15 protein-coding genes are annotated in these 14,718 nt (G+C 75.0%); 11 read left to right on the top strand and 4 right to left on the bottom strand.

What is annotated here, in order from left to right; translation table 11 throughout:
• Positions 1 to 2: 2 nt before the first annotated feature.
• Genes H2O74_RS14710 through dtd form a run of 4 tightly spaced genes read left to right on the top strand, consistent with a single transcriptional unit; the run spans position 3 to position 2,852 of the window.
• Positions 3 to 1,085, top strand: coding sequence for an FUSC family protein (locus H2O74_RS14710; RefSeq protein WP_182112259.1), 1,083 nt, complete (start codon positions 3 to 5; stop codon positions 1,083 to 1,085).
• Positions 1,086 to 1,114: 29 nt separating this feature from the next.
• The gene (locus H2O74_RS14705; protein WP_182112258.1) at positions 1,115 to 1,450 is read left to right on the top strand and encodes a DUF2516 family protein; all 336 of its coding nucleotides are present in this window, start codon (positions 1,115 to 1,117) and stop codon (positions 1,448 to 1,450) included.
• Complete coding sequence (locus H2O74_RS14700) at positions 1,444 to 2,430, top strand: asparaginase (protein ID WP_182114312.1); 987 nt, start codon at positions 1,444 to 1,446, stop codon at positions 2,428 to 2,430. The genes H2O74_RS14705 and H2O74_RS14700 overlap by 7 nt, the downstream gene beginning before the upstream one ends.
• Entirely contained in the window at positions 2,427 to 2,852 is a 426-nt protein-coding gene (gene dtd, locus H2O74_RS14695; protein ID WP_182112257.1) for a D-aminoacyl-tRNA deacylase, read from the top strand. Before H2O74_RS14700 ends, dtd begins: the two co-directional genes overlap by 4 nt.
• Positions 2,853 to 2,862: 10 nt before the next feature.
• Here dtd and H2O74_RS14690 read toward each other — a convergent pair whose 3' ends face one another.
• Entirely contained in the window at positions 2,863 to 3,720 is an 858-nt protein-coding gene (locus H2O74_RS14690; RefSeq protein WP_182112256.1) for an aldo/keto reductase, read from the bottom strand.
• Positions 3,721 to 3,879: 159 nt separating this feature from the next.
• Between H2O74_RS14690 and H2O74_RS14685 the strand changes: the two genes are divergently transcribed.
• Genes H2O74_RS14685 through H2O74_RS14675 form a run of 3 tightly spaced genes read left to right on the top strand, consistent with a single transcriptional unit; the run spans position 3,880 to position 5,946 of the window.
• Entirely contained in the window at positions 3,880 to 4,797 is a 918-nt protein-coding gene (locus H2O74_RS14685; RefSeq protein ID WP_182112255.1) for an ABC transporter ATP-binding protein, read from the top strand.
• A complete protein-coding gene (locus tag H2O74_RS14680) occupies positions 4,794 to 5,684 on the top strand; it encodes an ABC transporter permease (RefSeq protein ID WP_182112254.1) in 891 nt (296 codons plus the stop codon). Before H2O74_RS14685 ends, H2O74_RS14680 begins: the two co-directional genes overlap by 4 nt.
• On the top strand, positions 5,677 to 5,946 hold the full coding sequence (locus tag H2O74_RS14675) for a helix-turn-helix transcriptional regulator (protein ID WP_255491660.1): 270 nt from the start codon (positions 5,677 to 5,679) through the stop codon (positions 5,944 to 5,946). Before H2O74_RS14680 ends, H2O74_RS14675 begins: the two co-directional genes overlap by 8 nt.
• Before the next feature lie 10 nt (positions 5,947 to 5,956).
• Here H2O74_RS14675 and H2O74_RS14670 read toward each other — a convergent pair whose 3' ends face one another.
• The gene (locus H2O74_RS14670; RefSeq protein WP_255491659.1) at positions 5,957 to 6,811 is read right to left on the bottom strand and encodes a Cof-type HAD-IIB family hydrolase; all 855 of its coding nucleotides are present in this window, start codon (positions 6,809 to 6,811) and stop codon (positions 5,957 to 5,959) included.
• 76 nt (positions 6,812 to 6,887) lie between these two features.
• On the opposite strand from H2O74_RS14670, the gene H2O74_RS14665 reads away from it, so the two are divergent.
• From H2O74_RS14665 to H2O74_RS14650, 4 genes are all read left to right on the top strand, one after another.
• Positions 6,888 to 7,493, top strand: coding sequence for a TetR/AcrR family transcriptional regulator (locus H2O74_RS14665; RefSeq protein WP_182112252.1), 606 nt, complete (start codon positions 6,888 to 6,890; stop codon positions 7,491 to 7,493).
• Complete coding sequence (locus tag H2O74_RS14660; RefSeq protein ID WP_182112251.1) at positions 7,490 to 8,479, top strand: alpha/beta fold hydrolase; 990 nt, start codon at positions 7,490 to 7,492, stop codon at positions 8,477 to 8,479. The genes H2O74_RS14665 and H2O74_RS14660 overlap by 4 nt, the downstream gene beginning before the upstream one ends.
• A 31-nt stretch (positions 8,480 to 8,510) precedes the next feature.
• The gene (locus tag H2O74_RS14655; RefSeq protein WP_182112250.1) at positions 8,511 to 11,054 is read left to right on the top strand and encodes an ATP-dependent Clp protease ATP-binding subunit; all 2,544 of its coding nucleotides are present in this window, start codon (positions 8,511 to 8,513) and stop codon (positions 11,052 to 11,054) included.
• 105 nt (positions 11,055 to 11,159) lie between these two features.
• A complete protein-coding gene (locus tag H2O74_RS14650) occupies positions 11,160 to 12,644 on the top strand; it encodes an HNH endonuclease signature motif containing protein (protein WP_182112249.1) in 1,485 nt (494 codons plus the stop codon).
• 41 nt (positions 12,645 to 12,685) lie between these two features.
• On the opposite strand, the gene H2O74_RS14645 is transcribed toward H2O74_RS14650, so the two are convergent.
• Both H2O74_RS14645 and H2O74_RS14640 read right to left on the bottom strand, forming a co-directional pair.
• Entirely contained in the window at positions 12,686 to 13,357 is a 672-nt protein-coding gene (locus H2O74_RS14645) for an ATP-binding protein (protein ID WP_182112248.1), read from the bottom strand.
• A 273-nt stretch (positions 13,358 to 13,630) separates the two neighbouring features.
• The gene (locus tag H2O74_RS14640) at positions 13,631 to 14,632 is read right to left on the bottom strand and encodes an alpha/beta fold hydrolase (protein ID WP_182112247.1); all 1,002 of its coding nucleotides are present in this window, start codon (positions 14,630 to 14,632) and stop codon (positions 13,631 to 13,633) included.
• Between the last annotated feature and the right edge of the window lie 86 nt (positions 14,633 to 14,718).

Raw genomic sequence — 14,718 nt, 5'->3', positions numbered from 1 at the left:
TCGTGACCTCGGCCCGCGTGGTCGCCCGCGCGCGGGTCCGCCAGGGCTGGCGGCGGGTGCGCCGCGCCGCGCTGCCGGTGCTGGGCGCGAGCGTCGCCGCCGGCGCGGCCTGGGCCATCGCCCACTACGGTCTCGGGCACCCCGCGCCGTTCTTCGCCCCCGTCTCGGCCTGGGTGGCGCTCGGCTTCACGGCCGACCGGCAGCCGCGTCGCGTCGCCGAGCTCGCCGCCGGCGTCGCCGTCGGGGTGCTCCTCGGCGACCTGCTGGTGCACGTCATCGGCACCGGGCCGGTGCAGATCGCCGTCGTGCTGAGCATCGCGGCGCTCGTGGGGCGCTTCATCGACCGCGGCGCGCTGTTCACGATGCAGGCGGGCGTGCAGTCGATCGTCATCGTGGCGCTACCCGCGCTCCAGGCCGGGTCGCCCGTGGGGCGCTGGCTCGACGCGCTCGTCGGCGGCGTCCTCGCGCTGATGGTGGCGACGCTGTGGCCGCAGGACCCGCGGCGCCGCGTGCGCGCGGTCGGCGAGGAGGCGCTCACCGAGGTGGCGGAGCTGCTGCGGCACCTCGCGACGGGCCTCGAGCGCCGGGACGAGGACGAGGTCGAGGAGGCGCTCGCGCGGGGCCGTGCCTCCCAGCCGGTGCTCGACCAGTGGCGGGACTCCGCGTCGGCGGCGCGGCAGTCGGCGCGCGTCTCGCCGGCGTTCCGGCGCCACGTCGCCGAGCTGCGCCAGCTCGAGGGCGCGGCGGTGTGCGTCGACCGCGCCATGCGCAACGCGCGCGTGCTCGCGCGCCGCAGCCGTGCCGTCGTGCGCGAGACCCACGACCTGGCCGGCCTGGCGGCCCTGGTCGAGGACGTCGCGACGGCGGCCGGTGACCTCGCGGGTGCGCTGGGCTCGGGCGGGGACCGCGGTCGGGCCAGGGAGCGGCTCGCCGACCTCGCGCGCCGCACGGACCCGTGGCTCGTCGTGCCCGACGACTGGCACGCCCAGAGCCTCGTGCTGCTGCTGCGCTCGCTCCTGGTCGACCTCCTCGAGGCCGCGGGCGCCGAGCCCGGCGAGGCCCGCGCGAACCTGCCCGAGATCTGACCCCCGGTCGCGTCTCGTACGCTCGTGCCGTGATCGCGTCCATCCAGGTCCTCATCTTCCTCGCGCTCTACGTCGGCGTCTTCGCCGCCTGCGTCGTCGCGCTCATCGACCTGGTGCGCCGCCCGGCGGGGGCCTTCGTCGCCGCGGGCAAGAAGACCAAGACGTTCTGGGGCGCGCTGCTCGGCGTCGCGACGGCGATCGCCTTCGTCGCCATCCCGTACCCCCTCGGCATCGGCGAGCTGCAGTTCCTCGCGCTCGGCAGCGCCGTGGCCGCGATCGTCTACCTCGTGGACGTCCGGCCGGCGATGGGCAGCCACGGCCGGGGCGGACCCCGCCGGCCGGGTCCGCGGGCGGGCGGCTGGTGACCTCGCCGGACCTGCTCGCCGAGGTCGTCCGGGGTGACCTCGTGGAGTCCGTGCACCACGGCCACCTCGTCGTGCTCGGCGCCGACGGCGCCACGCTGGCGGAGGTCGGCGACGCCGACGCCGCGATGTGGCCGCGCTCCTCGCTCAAGCCGCTCCAGGCCGTCGCGATGCTCCGGTGCGGGCTCGACGCCGACGTCGACGCGCTCGCGCTCGCGGCGGCGAGCCACTCGGGCACCGACGCACACCTGGCCGTCGTGCGGGCCGTCCTGGAGCGGGCGGGCCTCGGCCCGGACGCCCTGCAGAACACGCCCGACCTGCCGCTCGACGCCGACGCGGCCTACGCCTGGCGCGCGGCCGGTCACGGCCCCGCGGCGCTGACCCAGAACTGCTCGGGCAAGCACGCCGCGATGCTCGCGACCTGCGTCGCGGCCGGCTGGGACACCGCGACCTACCTCGCGCCCGACCACCCGCTGCAGCGCGCGATCCGGTCGACGGTGGGCGAGCTCACGGGGGTCCCGGTCGAGCACGTGACGGTCGACGGCTGCGGTGCCCCGCTCCTGTCGACGACGGTGCGCGGGCTGGCGCGGGCGCTCGGCCGGATCGCGCGGGCGGGCGCCGGGGCGGGCGACGGCGACGAGGCGCGCGTGGCGCGGGCCATGGCGGCGCGTCCGGACCTCGTCGGCGGGCCCGGGCGGGACGTCACGGCCGTGATGCGGGCCGTCCCGGGCCTCGTCGCCAAGGACGGTGCCGAGGGCGTGTACGCGGCCGGGCTCCCGGACGGGACGGGAATCGCGTTCAAGGTCGCGGACGGGTCGCCGCGGCCGCGGCCGGCGGTGCTGGTCGCCGCGGTCGCGCTGGCGCTGCGGGCGGCGGGCCAGGAGGTACCCGCGGCGCTCGAGGCGGCCGGCCGCACCCCTGTGCTCGGGCACGGGGTGCCCGTGGGCGAGGTCCGGACCGCGTTCGCCGGGGTGGCCCGGTGAGGGCCGTCGTGCAGCGCGTGACCCGCGCGTCGGTCACCGTCGCCGGCGAGGTCGTGGGCGCGATCGACCGCCCGGGCCTGGCCGTCCTGGTCGGCGTCACGCACGACGACGGGCCGGAGCAGGTGGCGCGGATCGCCCGGAAGATCGCGGAGCTGCGCATCCTGCGCGACGAGCGCTCGGCCGTGGACGCGGGGGCGCCGGTGCTCGTCGTCAGCCAGTTCACGCTCTACGGCGACACGCGCAAGGGCCGGCGGCCCACCTGGCACGCCGCCGCGCCGGGCCCCGTGGCGGAGCCGCTCGTCGCGCAGGTCGTGGCGGCCCTGCGCGAGAGCGGACTCGAGGTCGCCACGGGCGTGTTCGGCGCCGACATGGCGGTGGAGCTGGTCAACGACGGCCCGGTGACGATCCTGCTCGAGGCCTGAGCCGGTCGTCTCAGCCGTCGAGCCGCGCCAGCTCCTCGGCCGTGAGCTCCAGCTCGGCAGCGCGCACCGAGTCCGTGATGCTCTCCGGGCGGCTCGCGCCGGGGATCGGGACGACGACGTCGGCCTTGGCCAGCTCCCACGCGAGGCAGACCTGCTGCGGGCTCACGCCGCGCTCCGCGGCCACCTGCGCGAACGCCGCGTGGTTGCCGCCCAGGTCACCGGCGTTCTTGATGCCCCCGAGCGGGCTCCAGGGCAGGAAGGCGATGTCGAGCTCGGCGCACAGCTCGAGCTCCGGCTCGCTGCTGCGGAACGCCGGCGAGAACTGGTTCTGGACGGAGACCAGGCGCCCGCCGAGGACCTCCTGCGCGAGCCGGATCTGGTCCGGGCTCGCGTTCGAGATGCCCGCCATGAGGATCTTGCCCTCGTCGAGCAGGTCGCGGAGCGCGCCGACGGACTCCTCGTACGGCACGGCTGGGTCGGTCCGGTGGAACTGGTAGAGGCCGATCGCCTCGACGTCGAGGCGCTGCAGGGACGCCTCGCACGCCTGCTTGAGGTAGGCGGCGTCGCCCTGGACGTACCAGGAGCCGTCGCCCGGGCGGCGGTGGCCGCCCTTGGTCGCGACGAGGACGTCGTCCGGTCCCGTGCCGGCGAGCCGCAGCGCCTTGGCGATGAGCAGCTCGTTGTGGCCGACGTCGGTCGGGTCGCGGTGGTAGCTGTCCGCTGTGTCGATGAGCGTCACGCCCGCGTCGAGCGCGGCGTGGATCGTGGCGATCGACCGGGCCTCGTCGGGCCGGCCCTCGATGGACATGGGCATGCCGCCCAGGCCGATGGCGCTGACGGACCGGTCGCCGATGCGGCGCTGCTGCACGGTGTGTCTCCCGACGGTGGTGGCCCTCGGGCCGGCGGATCGGTGCCCGGCGATCGTAGGTCGGTCGCTCGCGCGGCGCAGGTGGGGGGTTGAGGTGTGCTGTGTGGTGTAGTACACATGCTACATACAGCATGAGGCACACTATGGGCTGGGGGACGGATGGACGACGAGGCGGTCGCCGTGAGCGGCCTGCGGATGCGCTACGGGACCACGGACGTGCTCGACGGGGTCGACCTCTGTGTCCGGCGCGGCGAGGTGGTCGCCCTCCTCGGTCCCAACGGCGCCGGCAAGACGACGACGGTCGAGATCCTCGAGGGCTTCCGTGAGCGCTCGGCGGGGGACGTGCGCGTGCTCGGCGAGGACCCCGCGACCGCACCCGAGAGCTGGCGCGCGGGGATCGGCGTCGTGCTCCAGTCCTGGCGGGACCACCGCCGGTGGCGCGTGCGCGAGCTGCTCGCCCACCTCGGCGACTACTACCGGCCCTACGGCACGCCGGACCGCGCGCGGCCGCGCGACGTCGACGAGCTGCTGGCCACCGTCGGTCTCGCCGACGCGGCGGACCAGATGCTGATGCGGCTGTCCGGCGGGCAGCGGCGCCGGCTCGACGTCGCCATCGGGATCGTCGGCCGGCCGGAGCTGCTCTTCCTCGACGAGCCCACCGCCGGCTTCGACCCCGAGGCGCGCCGCGACTTCCACGAGGTGGTCCACGCGCTCGTCGACCTGGAGGACACCACGGTGCTGCTGACCACGCACGACCTCGCCGAGGCCGAGAAGCTCGCGGACCGGATCCTCATCCTCGCCGGTGGGCGCATCGTCGCCGACGGCAGCCCCGACGCGCTCGCGCGCCAGACCGCGAGCCGCGCCGAGGTCCGGTGGTCGCGCGACGGGGAGCGCTTCGTCCACGCGGCCGACGACGCCACGGCGTTCGTCCGCGAGCTGCTCCAGCACGAGGGCGTCACCGACCTCGAGGTCCGGCGCGCCAGCCTCGAGGACGCCTACGTGCGGCTCGTGCACGAGCACGAGCACGAGCACGGCGGGTTTGGCACGACCCTGAGCTTCGACGGAGCGGTCCGATGAGCGCGGCGACGAGCGGGCGGGCGGTGACGCCGGCGTCCCCGCTGCGCCACGCGCTCCGGGTCGGGGCCCGGCGCGGCCTGAGGGAGTTCCGGATCAGCCTGCGCAATCCCGAGGACCTGCTGTTCTACCTCGGCTGGGGCGGCGGCCTGCTGCTCTACCTCGTGCTCAACCGCGACGCCGTCGCGCCGGGGACGTCGCTGACGATGCCGACGCTCGTGCTTCCCGGAGCGCTCGCCGCGATGCTCGTCTTCGGCGGTGTGCTCGGGCCCGCGTTCACGCTCGTCATCGAGCGTGAGGACGGGACGCTCCTGCGCGCGAAGGCGGCCCCGAACGGCATGGCCGGGTACGTGACGGGACAGGTCGTCGTCCAGGCGCTCGGCATCCTGCCGATGCTCACGATCATCCTGGTGCCGTCCGTCCTGTTCCTCGGCGTCGACGTCCACCGCGGCGCCGTCGGCTGGGTCGTGCTGGCGGCCGCGCTGTTCCTGGGCCTGGTGGCGACGCTGCCGATCGGCATGGTCGTGGGATCCGTCGCGCGCAAGGCGGGCCAGGTGAGCACCTGGGGCATGCTGCCGATCCTGGCGATGGGCGCCGTCTCGGGGATCTTCGTGCCCATCACCCAGCTCGCCCCGTGGATGCAGGCCGTGGGCCAGGTGTTCCCGATGTACTGGCTGGGCCACGTGATGCGCTGGGCGACCCTGCCCGACGGCGCCACGATGCTCGAGCTCGGAGGCGAGTGGCGCGTCCTGGAGGCCGTGGGCGTCCTGGGCGTGTGGACCGCCGTCGGCCTGCTGCTCGCCCCGCGCGTGCTCCGTAGGATGGCGCGCCGGGAGTCGGGCTCGGCCGTCGAGGCTCGCAGGCAGGAACGGATGCAGCGGATTGGCTGAGCGCACCGCGCCCTCGGGCGAGGCGGTCCACAACCGGATCGCGATGCTGCGCGCGGAGCGCGGCGTCTCTCGCCGCGAGCTGGCCGACGCCCTCGGCGTCCACTACCAGACCATCGGCTACCTCGAGCGTGGCGAGTACAGCCCGAGCCTGCACCTCGCGCTGCGCATCGCCGAGTACTTCGAGGTGCCGGTCGAGGTGGTCTTCTCGGTGCGTCCGTTCCCCCGGCTGGGCAGCGGCGCGGCCGGGGGACGGGACGCGTGACCCGCGCGGGTCAGCCGGCGAGGTCGAGCAGGGCGGCCAGCACCCGCGTCACACCGTTCTCCGTGTGCGGCGGCGCGACGAAGCGCGCCGCGGCGCGGACGTCGGGGTGGCCGTTCGCCATCGCGAAGGACATGCCCGCCGCGGCGAGCAGCTCGAGGTCGTTGAGGTGGTCGCCGAAGGCCGCCGTCTGCGCCGCGGTGACGCCGAGCGCCTCCTGCGCCCGTCGCAGCGCGACCCCCTTGTCGGTGCCGCGCGCCATGACGTCGACCCAGTGCTCGCCGGACAGCACCACGGTGTGCTCCGCGGCGAGCGGCGCGAGCGCGGGATGCGTCCGCGCGGCGACGTCGACCTCGTGGTGGACGGCGACCTTGAGCGCGTCGTCGTCGACGGCGAGCAGGTCGGGCACGCACTCCAGGCGCGCGTAGTAGCGCGAGACGGCGCCGAGGAAGGCGTCGTCGTGCCGCTCGACGTACGCCGACCCCGCGCCCGACAGGACAGTGCCGACCGGCTCGCCCTCGTGCGCCAGGCCGCGCACCGTCTCGACCGCGCGCACGACGGCGTCGCGGGAGACCACGCTCGTGCTCACGCGCCGGCCGTGGTGGACGACGTCGGCGCCGTTCTCGGCGATGAGCACCATGCCCTCGGCCCGCGCGCCGAACATCTCCTCCAGCGTCGCCCGCTGGCGGCCGCTGGCGGCGCAGAGCACGACGCCGCGGCGCTCGAGCTCGTCGGCGACGGGCCAGAAGGACGGGTCGACCTCGTGGTCGGCGTCGAGCAGCGTGCCGTCCATGTCGAGGGCGACGAGGCGCAGGTCCGCCGCCTCGGAGGCGTCGGGCAGGTCGACGAGGGCGGGGCGGGGGAGCACGCCCCAGTCTCCCACCGGGGCGGAAGGGCCGCTCCGGCCCATGGGAAAGAACGAACGGTCGTGCTATTTTGCCGTGATGGGACGGGGCGAGCACACACGGGACGTCATCCTGCGGCAGGCGGTCGCGCTCGCCTACCGCGTCGGGCTCGAGGGCTTGACCATCGGGGCGCTCGCCACCGAGGTGGAGATGTCCAAGAGCGGGATGTACGCGCACTTCGGCTCCAAGCAGGCCCTGCAGCTCGCCGTGCTCGACGCCGCCGCGGCGGACTTCGCGCGAGCCGTCGTCGTGCCCGCGCTCCGGGAGCCCCGGGGAGAGCCGCGCCTGCGGGCGCTCGTCGCGGCCTGGATCGCGTGCGGGCGTGAGCGCCGCCCGGGCGGCTGCCTCTTCGTCAAGGCGAGCACCGAGCTGGACGAGCGGCCGGGTCCGGTCCGGGACCGGCTCGTGGAACACCACCGGGAGCTCGACGCCTCGCTCGCCCGCATCGTGCGCGGCGGTGTCGCGGACGGCCGGTTCCGCCCCGACGCCGACGCCGAGCAGTTCGCGTCCGACCTCTACGCCGTGATGCTCGGGTTCTACCACCGCCACCGGTTGCTGGCCGACCCGCGCGCCGAGGCGCGCACGGCACGCGCCGTCGACACCCTGCTGGCCGCGATCCGGAACCCGGGCGAGGTGACCGCATGACCGGGTCCGTCACGTCCCCTCCCGCCCCGTACGCGTCGCCCTCGTGGCGGCGGCGGTTGCGTCGGACCCGTCGCCGGGCGACGGCGGCGGCGCAGCTCGCCGCGGTCCGCGCGCACCTGCGCGCCCTCGAGCGCGTCGCACCCGCGGCGGCCGATCGCCGCGCGCTCGACCTGTGGTGCACGCTGCCGGCCGTGCCGCGCCGGCAGGACGGGCGACCCGCGGGCGGCGTCGTGCACCGCGTCCCGGTCCCGCGCGGCGGCACCGTCGCGGTCGAGACCTGGGGCGAGGGGCCGACGGTCGTGCTCGTGCACGGCTGGGGCGGGTGGCGAGGTCAGCTCGGTGCGTTCGTCGCGCCGCTGGTCGACGCCGGTCACCGCGTCATCGCCGTCGACGCGCCCGGCCACGGGGACAGCGACCCCGGGTACCTCGGCCCCCGCCGCGGGACGGTGATGGAGTTCGTCGAGGCGCTCGAGGCGACCCTCGAGCGGTTCGGGCCCGCCACCGGGCTGGTGGGGCACTCGATGGGGTGCACGGTGGTGGGCCAGGTGCTCGCGGCCGGGGCGACCCCCGAGCGGGTCGCGCTCGTCGCTCCCAACCACGGGTTCGAGGACGTCGTCGCGATGTTCACCGGGCTGCTGCGGCTGGGCGGGCGCACGGCCGACCACCTGCGCGCGTCGCTGGAGGAGGTCGCGGGCCGGCCGATGGCGGGCTTCGACCTCGCGCCCCTGGGGGAGCGCGGCGTCACGCCGCCGACGCTCGTGGTCCACGACCGCGACGACCGCGAGACGCCGTACCGGGTGGCGGTCGAGCTCGCGGCGCGGTGGCCGGACACGCGGCTCGTGACCACCCAGGGTCTCGGCCACCACCGCGTGCTCGCCTCGCCGGTGACGGTCGACGCCGTCGTCGCCCACCTCGTGGAGCGCGGCCCGGGCCCCGGCGTCACGCCTGCGGCGAACACGGAAGCCTCGGGCGAGACCCGCCGTTAGCCTTGCAGAACGCCGTCGCAAGGAGCGCCACATGTTCGAGAGATTCACGGACCGAGCCCGCCGTGTTGTCGTCCTCGCCCAGGAAGAGGCGCGGATGCTCAACCACAACTACATCGGGACCGAGCACATCCTGCTCGGCCTCATCCACGAGGGTGAGGGTGTCGCGGCCAAGGCGCTCGAGTCGCTCGGGATCTCGCTGGACGCCGTGCGTCAGCAGGTCCAGGAGATCATCGGCGAGGGCCAGCAGGCCCCGTCGGGTCACATCCCGTTCACGCCCCGCGCCAAGAAGGTGCTCGAGCTGTCCCTGCGCGAGGCGCTGCAGCTGGGCCACAACTACATCGGCACCGAGCACATCCTCCTCGGCCTGATCCGCGAGGGTGAGGGCGTCGCCGCCCAGGTGCTCAACAAGCTGGGCGCCGACCTCAACCGCGTGCGCCAGCAGGTCATCCAGCTGCTCTCCGGCTACCAGGGCAAGGAGCCGGTCTCGGCCGGCGGCCCGCAGGAGGGCCAGCCGTCCGGCTCGGCCGTGCTCGACCAGTTCGGGCGCAACCTGACCCAGGCGGCGCGCGAGGGCAAGCTCGACCCGGTCATCGGCCGGGACAAGGAGATCGAGCGGGTCATGCAGGTGCTGTCCCGCCGCACCAAGAACAACCCGGTGCTGATCGGCGAGCCCGGCGTCGGCAAGACGGCCGTCGTCGAGGGCCTCGCCCAGGACATCGTGCGCGGTGACGTCCCCGAGACGCTCAAGGACAAGCAGCTCTACACGCTCGACCTCGGCGCGCTCGTGGCCGGCTCGCGCTACCGCGGCGACTTCGAGGAGCGCCTGAAGAAGGTCCTCAAGGAGATCCGCACGCGCGGCGACATCATCCTGTTCATCGACGAGATCCACACGCTCGTCGGTGCGGGTGCCGCCGAGGGCGCGATCGACGCCGCGAGCATCCTCAAGCCGATGCTGGCGCGCGGGGAGCTGCAGACGATCGGCGCGACGACGCTCGACGAGTACCGCAAGCACGTCGAGAAGGACGCCGCGCTCGAGCGCCGCTTCCAGCCGATCCAGGTCGCGGAGCCGACGCTGTCGCACGCGATCGAGATCCTCAAGGGCCTGCGGGACCGCTACGAGGCGCACCACCGGGTGTCCATCACCGACGGCGCGCTGGTCGCGGCCGCGCAGCTCGCGGACCGCTACGTCAACGACCGCTTCCTGCCCGACAAGGCGATCGACCTCATCGACGAGGCGGGCGCGCGCCTGCGCATCCGCCGGATGACGGCACCGCCGGAGCTGCGCGAGCTCGACGACAAGATCGCCGAGGCGCGTCGCGACAAGGAGTCGGCGATCGACGAGCAGGACTTCGAGAAGGCCGCGCGCCTGCGCGACGTCGAGAAGCAGCTCGGGCTCCAGCGGGCCGAGAAGGAGAAGGCCTGGAAGTCGGGCGACCTCGACACGGTCGCGGAGGTCGACGAGGAGCTCATCGCCGAGGTGCTGGCGCTGGCCACCGGGATCCCGGTGTTCAAGCTCACCGAGGAGGAGTCGAGCCGGCTGCTCCACATGGAGGACGAGCTGCACAAGCGGGTCATCGGCCAGGAGCAGGCCATCAAGGCCCTCGCCCAGGCGATCCGCCGCACGCGTGCCGGGCTCAAGGACCCGAAGCGTCCGGGCGGTTCCTTCATCTTCGCCGGCCCCACGGGTGTCGGGAAGACGGAGCTCGCCAAGGCGCTCGCCGAGTTCCTCTTCGGCGACGAGGACGCGCTGATCCAGCTCGACATGTCCGAGTTCTCGGAGAAGCACACGGTCTCGCGGCTGTTCGGCTCGCCCCCCGGCTACGTCGGGTACGACGAGGGCGGTCAGCTCACGGAGAAGGTGCGTCGCAAGCCGTTCTCGGTGGTCCTCTTCGACGAGGTCGAGAAGGCCCACGCGGACATCTTCAACTCGCTGCTGCAGATCCTCGAGGACGGTCGCCTGACCGACTCGCAGGGCCGGGTGGTCGACTTCAAGAACACTGTGATCATCATGACCACGAACCTCGGCACGCGTGACATCGCCAAGGGCGTCCAGACCGGCTTCCAGGCCGGCGGCGACCTGTCGACGTCGTACGAGCGGATGAAGGCGAAGGTCGGGGACGAGCTCAAGCAGCACTTCCGGCCCGAGTTCCTCAACCGCGTCGACGACGTGGTCGTGTTCCCGCAGCTGTCGCAGGACGAGATCATCAAGATCGTCGACCTGATGATCGCCCGGCTCGAGAAGCGGCTCCAGGACAAGGACATGGGCATCGAGCTCACGCCCGCGGCCAAGAAGCTGCTGGCCGAGAAGGGCTACGACCCCGTCCTGGGTGCCCGGCCGCTGCGCCGCGCGATCCAGCGCGAGATCGAGGACAACCTCTCGGAGAAGATCCTCTTCGGCGAGCTGCGCGCGGGGCAGACCGTGGTCGTGGACGCGCAGGGGGAGGGCCTGCTCGGGGAGTTCATCTTCCGCGGGATCGGCAAGGAGGGCGCCGTCCAGGACGACGTCGAGCCCGTCGGGGTCGCCGTCTCCTCGATGCCGCCGCTGACGACGACGGACGAGGATCAGGCCTCCTGACCGCTTGCACCGCCTGACGGCGACGCCCCGCCCGGGATCCGGGCGGGGCGTCGTCGCGTGTGGGGTGGCCATGGTCGTGTCGGTGGTCGCCCGTAGTGTGCCGGTATGTCCAGTTCGGGGGTTGTCGGCAGCGCCGCTGGCGCGCCGCGTCCCGGTGGTGCCGGTGGTGGGCGTGAGGTCGCTCCCCAGGTCGGCGCGTGGCTGTGGGCCGTGCGTCACCCGGTGGCGGCGGAGCTGGCGGAGGCGGAGCCCGGTGTCGGCCTCGCGGAGCGGCTGGCGGGGTTGGAGCCCGCCGACGTCGACGAGGCGGGGCTGGTGGAGGCGATCGCGGCGTGGGAACGCGTGGTCTCGTGGGCGGTGGCCGGCCAGGCGCGGGTGATCGCGGAGCTGTCCTCGCGCCCGCGCGGCGCGCGCGGGGAGTTCCTGGCCGAGGAGGTCGCGGTCGCGCTGTCGGTGACGCGTCACGTCGCTGAGGACAAGGTCGCGCTGGCCGCGGGGCTGGAGCGCATCCCGGCGGCCGCGGACGCCCTGGCGGGCGGCCGGATCGATGCGCGGCGGGCGACGGTGCTGTGCGAGGAGCTCGCTCGCCTGCCGCAGGACGTGGCGCAGGCGGTGAGTTCGGCGGTGCTTCCCGGCGCCGGGTCGTGCACGGCGCCGCAGCTGCGGTCCAGGCTGCGCCGGATGGAGCTTCTCCGCGACCCCGACGGCGCACGCCGGCGCCACGAGCGGGCGTGCGCCGAGCGGCGGGTCGAGCTCGCGCCCGCGCCGGACGCCATGGCCTGGCTGGGCGCGTACCTGCCCGCCGACGAGGCTCGCGCGGTCCACGACGCCCTGACGGCGGTCGCCGGGGACGCGGCACCGCAGGACGGGCGCACCCTCGACCAGCGGCGTGCCGACGCCCTGGTGGACGTCACGACCCGGTGGCTCGACGCGGGCGTGCACCCCGACGGGACCCCGCTGCCGACCCGGCAGGGCCGTCGCCCGCACCTGGCGGTCACCGCGTCCGCCGCGATGCTGCTGGGCCTGACGGACGAGCCGGGCGAGCTCGCCGGGTACGGGCCCATCCCTCCGGAGATGGCCCGGCGGATCGCCGCCCGCGCGACCTGGCAGCCGCTGCTGGTGGACTCCTGGACCGGCGAGCCGCTGGCCCGCTCGACCACCCGCTACGCACCGACGCAGGACCAGCGCGACGCCGTGGTCCTGCGGGACCGCACCTGCACCTTCCCCGGGTGCCGCATGCCTGCCGCGCGCTGCGACGTCGACCACGTCGTCGCGTACGACCACGGCGCCGACGAGGGCGGCGGCGGAGGAGGCGGGGGCGGCGCCGACGGAGGCGGCGGCGACGGGCCGAACCGCGACGCGAAGCCCCAGACCCGCCTGGACAACCTCCACGCGCTGTGTCGTCACCACCACCGCGCCAAGACCCATGCCGGCTGGACGCCGGTTCGCGCCGACGACGGCACGACGACCTGGCGCGCGCCCACCGGGCGGCTCCATCACCGGCCGCCGGCGCACGATCCGCCCGTGCCACCACCGCGGGGAGACCCACCAGGTGGACCGTCGACGGTGGCCGACCCGACGCCCGACTGACGGGCGCGCCGCGCGTCCTCCGCTCAACCGCTCGACGCTCGCTAGGAGGGCGGTGGGTCCGCCGCGTCGTGGCGCAGGTCCGTCACCTCCAGCACAAGCGGGCCGGGCCAGGGGTAGGCCCTGAGCTCCGCCGCCGAGACGGGGGACGGGCCGACGAGTGCGGCGTCGGGCCTGAAGCGCACTGTCGTGCCGGTGCCGGTGCCGGTGCCGGTGCCGGTGCCGGTGCCCGTGCCCGTGCCGATGTCCTCGGTGCCACCCGGGACCAGGTCGGTGACGGGGACGCCGCGCTCGTACCGCTGGGTCCAGGTGCCCTCCGCGCGGCGGTTCGTGTGGACGAGCCAGGTCGACAGTGCCGCCACGACGGACATGCCGCGGCGGACGTGACCGTCGGGCAGGAGCGGCGGCTCGACGGCGTCGAAGAACCGCAGGTCGCGGGTTGCCATGACCGGCTTGCGGACCGGCGCGCCGTCCGGGCCACGGCGCGTGTCGGTGCCCCGGCCGTCGTCGGCGACGGACACGGACCCGTCGGCGTGCAGGGTCACCACGCACCTACCGCGGCCGACGGCGAGCGCCTCGTCGAGCGGGTACGCGACCGCCTCGAGCACGAGGTGGCGTGCGCCGCCCGGCGCGTACCGCGCGGGGTCGGCGCGGATGAGCGCCAGGTGCCCCACGTCCACGCTCGCCGTCCAGTCGTGCGTCGTCCTGGGCCGCATCGCCGTCCACCCTCCGCCGAGCCGTGCGGGTCGGTCCATCCTGGCCGTCCTCCGAGGCGGACACCACCACGCACCGCGGCGTCCTCGTCCGGCGCACGGGCCTCGCGATCGGCCACCCGGGTCGTCTCGATCCGTGCCGACCGTGCCGACCGTGCCGACCGTGCCGACCGTGCCGACCGTGCCGACCGTGCCGACCGTGCCGCCCGTGCCGACCACGCCGACCACGCCGACCGCGCCGGCCGTGCCGGCCGTGCGGCCGGGAGGGGCTCTGGCTCAGAGGGTGGGCGACGGCATCCGAGCGCGCAGCCAGCGGAGCTGGCGGTCGGCGTGCGCCGCCTCGCCGCCCTCGTGGTGGTTGTACGGGTAGACGGCGATCTCGCGGTCCGGCTCCGATCCGGTCAGCGCGCCCCAGTGGTTGTAGGTCGCGAACGCGGTCGAGGGCGGGCAGATCGTGTCCCGCAGCCCGGTCGCGAAGAGGGTCGCCGCCCGGGCGCGGCGGGCGAGGTGCATGCCGTCCACGTGGTCGAGCGTGCGGAGCACCTGGTCCTCCGCGCCGCGGTGCACGGCGAGGAAGCGGACCACCTCGGCGTAGGGGTCGGCGTCGGTGAGGCCGAGCGCGCGCCGCACGTGGCAGAGGAACGGGGAGCTGACCATGGCGGCGACGAGGTCCGGCACGAGGCCGGCGACCGCGGCCGCGAGCCCGCCGCCCTGGCTGTTGCCCACGATCGCGACCCGCTCCGGGTCGACGCCGTCGAGCGCGCGCACCGCGTCCACCGCCCGCACGGCGTCGGTGATGAGCCGGACGTAGTAGTACGTCGACGGCTCCAGGATGCCCCGCGTCACGAAGCCGGGCGCCGCGGGATCCGAGCCGACGGGGTCGGCGGTGTGCCCGCCGGAGCCGTACTGGCTGCCCTGCCCCCGCGTGTCCATGAGCAGGTGCGCGTACCCCGCCGAGGCCCACGCCAGCCGCTCCTGCGGGTAGCTGCGTCCGCGGCCGTAGCCGAGGTACTCGACCACGGCGGGCAGCGCGGCGCCGTCGGCGCCGGCGGGGCGGGAGTACCAGGCGCGGATCGGGTGCCCGTGGGCGCCCGTGAACGTCACGTCCCAGGTCCGCACGGTCTGCAGCGCGGTGTCGACCGGTCGGACGTCCGCGAGCACGGCGTGCGTGCGGGCGTCGTCGAGCGTCGCGCCCCAGAACGCGTCGAGGCCTTCGGGCTCGGTGACGTCCGGGCGGTACGTCTCGAGTCGGTCGAGCGGCAGGTCGAACAGCGCCACGGGCGCGCCTCCGGGGGTCTCGGCAGGGTCGGGTTGGTGGGCTGCTGGGCGGGCTCGCGGTCGCGGGTGCGTCGCGTCGGACGGCG

The organism is Actinotalea sp. JY-7876 (genome assembly GCF_014042015.1).
In the GTDB taxonomy this organism is placed as follows: Bacteria; Actinomycetota; Actinomycetes; order Actinomycetales; family Cellulomonadaceae; genus Actinotalea.
Note: the sequence above shows the minus strand (reverse complement) of the source record. Positions and strands in the feature narration are given on the sequence as shown.